Origin of the sequence: uncultured Psychrobacillus sp. (assembly GCF_938022135.1) — a bacterium.
Lineage (GTDB): Bacteria > Bacillota > Bacilli > Bacillales_A > Planococcaceae > Psychrobacillus.
On sequence record NZ_CALIED010000041.1, the window covers coordinates 60,553 to 67,240 of the forward strand.

A 6,688-nucleotide genomic window follows, 5' to 3' on the forward strand; every position below is an offset into this window, starting at 1 on the left:
AAAGGATTTTTTTGTTTGGATTATTACGTCTTGTGATACAGGTGTCTCTCTTATGTTACAGGTGCCTGGCACCTGTAACATAACCACCCGTAATACCACTGTGGCAGTTATTAATATTAATGAAAAAGCAGTCGAGGCTCTTTAGTGAGCTTCGACTGCTTTTAAGTTGTTAGAAAGCGTTTGGAGTTTCTGAATCTGTCCTACCGCCGTAAGTAGAGTAGGTGGTTGCAGAGACGAAAGATAAATCTTTGTCTTCCATTTTATATCCCTTAGCAAGTAGTAGATTGGTAATTTCCTCTTTAAGTACATCTCTCTTGTCTATGAGCTTGTTGTAAGGAATGATGAATTGTTGATTGACGTATCGAATAAGATTTTTGTACAGAATTTGGCTGATTATATAAGGGACGCTTAGGAAATAGATTGGGGCAAAGATTAAAAAAGCAATTAAATAATCGTGTGAGATAGTGGAAACATAATATGCTACGGCACAGTATGTTACATACGCGCAAAAAACTAGGAGCCATACGGTAGCTTTTAACTGTTTATGTCTTTCTTGCAAGTCAAATCTTGTGATGATGCCTGGACTTAAATTCTTTACTATTCTTTCGCGCTTAAAATCGTTTAGTGAGTTTACTGCTTCTAAAAGTTCTTTACTTGTCAGATCACTTACGTTCATTAATGCTCTTTTTAGTATAAAAATATCTTTCTTTAAATTTTCTTTTTGAGTAAGGAAACGTTGATATCCTAGCATAAACACTAGTTTAGTTTCATCATTGTACATAAAAGAAACGACGAAAGTTGAAATTAAAGTTGCTATCAAAATAGTATCCGTCATTGGTAATCCTAAAAGTAAAGATATTAAGTAGGCTGCTGCTATGGAAGTAGCAGTGTTGATCATCACAATGGTGAAGCCATATTCTGCTTTTTTGCTTAAACTCACATAAATACAAGAAACGGCTACTGGATATGTCAGATATAAAAGAAGGTATAAGGGCGTATTTGCTATAAATAGATACATTACAGAAATTGAGCTTGCTGCTAATAAGCTTTGATTAATAGAATTCTTAGTTGCTTTTTCTGAAATTAAAAACGAAGTGGTGATCAGTAAAACTAAAAAAGTACCTCCGACCACTGCCAAACCTATCAATGATAGAGAAAATATAAATTTTACAACGTAAGTAAGTTGAAGAGCTATTCCTGTAAACACAATTACTTGTCCGACCATATAGCTTGAGAATATACGGAGGATTGTTATAATAACCGTCATTAATGTAAATAATAAAAGTATGTTGAATGTCGGTAAAGCTATATGTATTACTTTGCAAAATATGTAAGCTGTAAAAAGGGTGATAAAAAGGTGTTCGTTTAGGTTATGATCTTCTTTCATTTCCTTACCTCAATTCAAAAAATGGAATTGTCAAAAAATAGACTAATATGATTGTAATACAAAAGTCTTGCTTTGGGTACTAAAATAGTTCTACAAATTTCGATATATTTTTTAATTTAAGTATTATTAATAAGTATTTTTAAATGATAATATGGTTTAAAATGGTATTAATAGGTGGTCTGCAGAGAGTTTAATAATAGGAGAGGAATATAGAACTATGAGGAAAATTTTTCTATTTGGTGTAGTAATTATATGGATGGGAATTATTTTTTATTTATCTCAACAGCCAGCAAGTGTCTCTAGCCAGCTGAGCTCTAACGTAGCGCATACTATTAAACAGGCCGCAAATGTTGTTGCACCTGAAACTAATATAATTAAAGATGACTACTACATCGTTATACGGAAACAAGCTCATTTTCTAGTGTATTTTATCCTTGGTATTCTTTTAATGCAGTATTTAAAATCTACGCGATTAAATCTCCTACCAAGTATGGCATTTTCACTAGTTATTTGCGTGGTCTTTGCTATAGCAGACGAGACACTACAGTTATTTGCACTAGGCAGGGGAGCTCAAGTGAGAGATGTATTTATAGATACGGTGGGTGCTAGTATTGGAATTATTGGGTATGTACTACTTTCTAAAATTCGTGTATTCATCTCCCGGTTGAATTCTTCCAATTAGTTTATCTGTGTATGCCACTTTTGCGGTATTTATGGTATTCTATAATAAAGAATAAATATTCTGAACTTAATGGGAGGGCTCCTATTTATGAGAAAGATAATTTCATTTTTAATATTAATAGTTTCTCTTACATTACTTCATTCTGTAACCGCTGAAGCAGTTGGAAAAGTAATGTGGGGAAAAACAGAGCTAAAGGTTGGTCAAATTGGAAAAGTAACGGTCCAATCCGATACAACTCTTTGGAAACTAGAGGCTGATCAATCTTTAACAAAGGTACGAAGCTTGAAAAAGGGTGAGGAATACCGCGTATATCGCTATATTGGTGCCCACAATGGTCTTTATGGTGTAGGAGGAGGGAACTTCGTGAAAAAGGATATATCTATTAAGTACGAAACTCCATCGAAAGCTAAGCTAAAATTATTAAAAGGTGATAAACCAGATGTAATCGAAACGCCAGCTAATCCAAAACCAGGAGATACGCTTCCAGTTGAGCCTCCTAAAAAAGATAATCTAACTGTCATCTCTGTTGAGTAGCCTAAAAATGTCCCATCATTGAGTTGATGGGACATTTTTATGTGTATGTGTTTGGTAAATATTGAAATAAATAATTAATAATTTCCTAAATTTAGTAATATTTTTACCTTAATTTACATGTTATGATTAATATAAAAGGAAGGGAGCACCATATGCGAAAGTCTAAAATGTTCAAAATTTCCGTAGCAGCCTCGGCAATTATAGCAGCTACGCCATTGACCCAAGCGGACGCTGCAACAAATGTGAATCAGCTTGTAATAAATGCGCAAAACGCAAGCACGGTTTTAAAGTGGGCCATTTCTGTAGAAGGGTTTGCAGATTTCAAAACAAAGCCATATGAAGAATATAATACAACGAAAAAATACATAGAAGCAGCAGAAAAAGCGGCTGCCAGTCTCTCGAGCTCTAAAAGATTAAGTGTACAGGCATCACTGGTAGACGCAAAGGTCCAAGTAAAGCGAGCACAGGCATACATAGATGCAATTACTTCAAGTGAAAAAATAAAAGTCCTAACGTCGAATGTTCAACAAGCAATATCATCTGGAAATTTAGATGATATAGAAACTGCCTACCACGTGGCCTCGGAAGAATATCGTAAGCAAGCCAAGCTGCTGGATCGAGTCTATGGGCAGTCCACTAGAGACGGAATACGAAACTCAGTAAAGCCCACCTTTGAACATCTCATACAAAGTATTCGATACGATGTAACCGTACATATGCATATAAAAAAGGCAGAACAACTTTTGAAGGAAAATAAATACATAGAAGCTGATTTAGAGCTGATGAAGGCTCATCAATACTTAACCGATTTCGAGAACAACCACAGATTTCACTCCAAATTAGTAAACAATTACGAGGCTGTGGAGGATGCCATTCCTATGTTACCTCTTTTTGCAACACCTGAAGACCAACATACAGTAACCTTGAAATTGTCAAAAGCAATGGATCACAATGTTAATCATTTAGAACCTGGTCAGTTTATTATTCCGGGGGAAATAATTCAGCAGGCAAAGCTTTCAGATGATCGAAAGTCTATTAAATTATCAACTTCAGAATTAGAATCAGCTACGGACTACACATTGAGATGGAAAGGGCATTCCGTGCAATTTACGACACCTTCAGTTGAGGACACATCAGGTATTTCATTAACTGATCTAAAAGATCAATACCTTGAAACGACGGATACTCGTGTGTATATTGCGAAGTTTACAAATGGCGATGGTTCACCTTATAACGGCCGAGTAAAAATAAACCTTGCTCAACCTAATGGAGAAGCTACGACAGCTATTATTACTTCCTTTAATGGACAGGTTAATACTGGAGGTCAGGAATGGAGCCATTATGCCGACCAGAACGGTCATGTCGTTTTTACGGTAAAGGCTTCTTCAGGTGAGGCAACGAGCGTGCAACCAACCATTCAAAAGCTTGATGGCAATCAAACAAGTAAAAAAGCTGCAATTACTTATTTCCACCAGCTTCAACCTAATGCAGGAGAATACAATTTAAAGCTGGAAAATGCACCTATTCATAAGAATTCAAATTTCATAGTAGTTAACGGGATAAAATACAAATGGGATACGAATGACTTATTTTTTATTCATGGTCAGATTGTTTCTGTAGATGAATTTGTAGCAGCTTTGACTGAGGGAGATATGCTGACGGTTGGGTATAATCTTCATCCAAACGATATATCAACGTGGAATATTATTTCGGATATCACTCGTTATGCCCCTGTTACCATTAAGAACCCTGTTAAATCATCTGTTACTTTTGATGGCTCATATTACGAGATAAGTGGAACAGCTGAACCAGGAAATAAAGTGAAGGTTTATCGTAATGGTGCTTATGTTGGTATGGTAACTGTGGACAAGGAAGGAAATTGGACAGTTGGAACCGTTAGTTTGCTTCAAAACATAGAAAATACCTTTGTTGCGTATCAGTATGGTCCCGGACAGGATGGTATCGATGGCACAGGCTCGGTGGATCAGGCCAATGCTACGATAAAGGAGGGAGCTTTTGCCTCAACATCTATCACTTACCATGACGAAGGCTCCAAAGGAATTTCTATAATGGATACGCTTGATTTCCAATTTATAAATCCTTCATTTAATCACGCCTTTAAGACAAAGATTTCTGGGACGATCACTATAAATGATGGGTTTGGCAGGTCAGTGGAAGTGCGTGTAGATTATGTGGATGAAGATACTTTAAAGATCGTTGATTTTGTTTCAAGAGATGACAACTTTAGTTTTGATGCATCCGTTTTTGTTATTACTTCGACCTCTGGCATAGTCAATCAAGACCAGCTAGAATACAGTGTGAAAGCCTCGAAATTGGATGGAACAATTCTTCGAGATTCTTCAAAATAATCAATAAAGGCTATTCTTCGATATATTTCCCGGGGAATAGCTTTTACTTTTTATAAATTAATGAAAAAAAATATGGATTCTCGCCTAGTTTCGACAATCTTTTCAGTTTTCTTCTTATAGAATATAAAGTAATACTATTCTTTTTACAAACGAGGTGATGAAGTGCTAAAAGTAAATATCATTTTGGGTAAAACGTCCTTTACACAGTACATGATAAATAAACTACAAGAGGATCGCAAAAATATAGTAATTGTCATGGACTATAATCATTCGGACGATAAAGAACCATTTGTAGAGAAGGGAGCTATGTATTGCTCTCCAAACCAAGCCAAAACTTACATAGAAATTGCAGGAGAGGTACTATTCCACCGCTTTGGTTATGTAAAGCCAAGGTTGAACCACTAAGCTTATAGAAAACAGGGTGTTTGAAGATCCGCATCTTCGGACAACCTGTTTTTTAGTTTGGAAGAGGAATTTGGTTGGAAAAGAGAATGTTTGCGAGGAATTTGACGTAAAGAAATAGCTGATTGTCGTAAATTTGTCTGGAGTAGGAGAGCTGGCTCGGGATTGTAGTAATTTACGGGTTGATTGTCGTAAAGTAATGCTGGATTGTAGTAAATTATCTGCTCATTGTCGTAAATTTGTCTGGAGTAGAAGAGCGGTCGAGGGATTGTAGTAATTTACGGGTTGATTGTCGTAAAGTAATGCAGGATTGTAGTAAACTAGCTGTCTATTGTCGTAAATTTGACTGGAGTGGAAGGTCGGCAAGGACTGCAAGCCTATTCTTGCATACCAAATACTCACTTAGTAAACGGATAAATGAGTTCCTTCTATTATAAATAGCTAAAACTTTCATAAACGGAACATAAAGCTGTATGAAACGGGTAAACTAGTTGTAATTATTCGAAGGAAATATTGGTGTAATCTGGGGGAGATTTGGATGAAGATTCGTATTGAGTGGACTTATACAACACCTAGAGGGGCAGAGACTTTTTTTCGGTCAGATGAAATGCCTGTTGCTAAAGCGCTCCTTATTTCAGAAGATATTCAGAAAACAGGTAGAGTAAAGCAGATGGATTTTATTGATCAGTATGATAGCTCGTGGCTTTTAAAGGAGTTAAAGAGCTACTTGAAGAGTATTGAAACGGAGCCTCATAATGTGCGTGTGTACTTTGATGGAGGTTTTGATATTCAAACAAAGATGTCGGGTATGGGGTGTGTGATTTATTATGAGCAGAGTGGTAAGGCGTATCGCCTTCGGAGTAATGCTCCTTCCGCACATTTAATATCTAATAATGAGGCGGAGTATGCTGCACTACATATGTGTTTGAAGGAATTGGAGCTGCTTGGTGTTCACCATTTGCCTGTGACGTTTATTGGTGATTCGCAGGTTGTTATTAATCAATTGAGTGGGGAGTGGGCAGTTATTGAGCCGAGTCTTTCGGAATGGGCCGATCGCATCGAAGCGAAGATGAAAAAACTTGGGATCGATCCTACGTACGAGGCAGTGCCTCGCAAGGAAAATAGTGAGGCAGACAGGCTAGCTACCCAGGCATTGAACGGCATTGAGATAATAGCTAACAGTGAACTACTGTAAACAAGAAAAGCGCAACCGCCTATTCCTGCCCCGACAGGCAAATGGGGAAAAGTGAGGAGGCAGTTCCTCAGCCACCGCAGCTTTTATCCATTTGACCCCGAGGGGCAAGGCGGTGGAGC

At 37.1% G+C, this 6,688-nt stretch carries 6 protein-coding genes; 5 read left to right on the top strand and 1 reads right to left on the bottom strand.

Annotated elements, in window-relative coordinates:
- Positions 1–169: 169 nt before the first annotated feature.
- Positions 170–1,387, bottom strand: coding sequence for a hypothetical protein (locus tag Q0371_RS09265; protein WP_298470540.1), 1,218 nt, complete (start codon positions 1,385–1,387; stop codon positions 170–172).
- A 217-nt stretch (positions 1,388–1,604) separates the two neighbouring features.
- On the opposite strand from Q0371_RS09265, the gene Q0371_RS09270 reads away from it, so the two are divergent.
- The 5 genes from Q0371_RS09270 (at position 1,605) to Q0371_RS09290 (ending at position 6,569) form a co-directional block, all read left to right on the top strand.
- Entirely contained in the window at positions 1,605–2,069 is a 465-nt protein-coding gene (locus tag Q0371_RS09270; protein ID WP_251552662.1) for a VanZ family protein, read from the top strand.
- An 87-nt stretch (positions 2,070–2,156) separates the two neighbouring features.
- Positions 2,157–2,603 carry a VCBS domain-containing protein gene (locus Q0371_RS09275; protein ID WP_298470542.1) on the top strand — a complete coding sequence of 149 codons (447 nt, stop codon included), beginning with the start codon at positions 2,157–2,159 and terminating at the stop codon, positions 2,601–2,603.
- A gap of 152 nt (positions 2,604–2,755) precedes the next feature.
- Positions 2,756–4,972: an Ig-like domain-containing protein gene (locus Q0371_RS09280; protein ID WP_298470544.1), complete on the top strand. Its 2,217-nt coding sequence runs from the start codon at positions 2,756–2,758 to the stop codon at positions 4,970–4,972.
- Positions 4,973–5,134: 162 nt separating this feature from the next.
- Complete coding sequence (locus tag Q0371_RS09285; protein WP_169361226.1) at positions 5,135–5,377, top strand: hypothetical protein; 243 nt, start codon at positions 5,135–5,137, stop codon at positions 5,375–5,377.
- A 535-nt stretch (positions 5,378–5,912) separates the two neighbouring features.
- Positions 5,913–6,569 (top strand): ribonuclease H family protein, encoded by a 657-nt coding sequence (locus Q0371_RS09290; protein WP_298470546.1) that lies wholly within the window; start codon positions 5,913–5,915, stop codon positions 6,567–6,569.
- Positions 6,570–6,688 lie beyond the last annotated feature (119 nt).

What these genes read in the sequence shown, in the direction of transcription:
- Q0371_RS09270 (WP_251552662.1), top strand. Translation starts at nt 1,605, where the DNA reads ATGAGGAAAATTTTTCTATTTGGTGTAGTAATTATATGGATGGGAATT.
- Q0371_RS09290 (WP_298470546.1), top strand. Translation starts at nt 5,913, where the DNA reads ATGAAGATTCGTATTGAGTGGACTTATACAACACCTAGAGGGGCAGAG.
- Q0371_RS09265 (WP_298470540.1), bottom strand. Translation starts at nt 1,387, where the DNA reads ATGAAAGAAGATCATAACCTAAACGAACACCTTTTTATCACCCTTTTT.
- Q0371_RS09280 (WP_298470544.1), top strand. Translation starts at nt 2,756, where the DNA reads ATGCGAAAGTCTAAAATGTTCAAAATTTCCGTAGCAGCCTCGGCAATT.
- Q0371_RS09275 (WP_298470542.1), top strand. Translation starts at nt 2,157, where the DNA reads ATGAGAAAGATAATTTCATTTTTAATATTAATAGTTTCTCTTACATTA.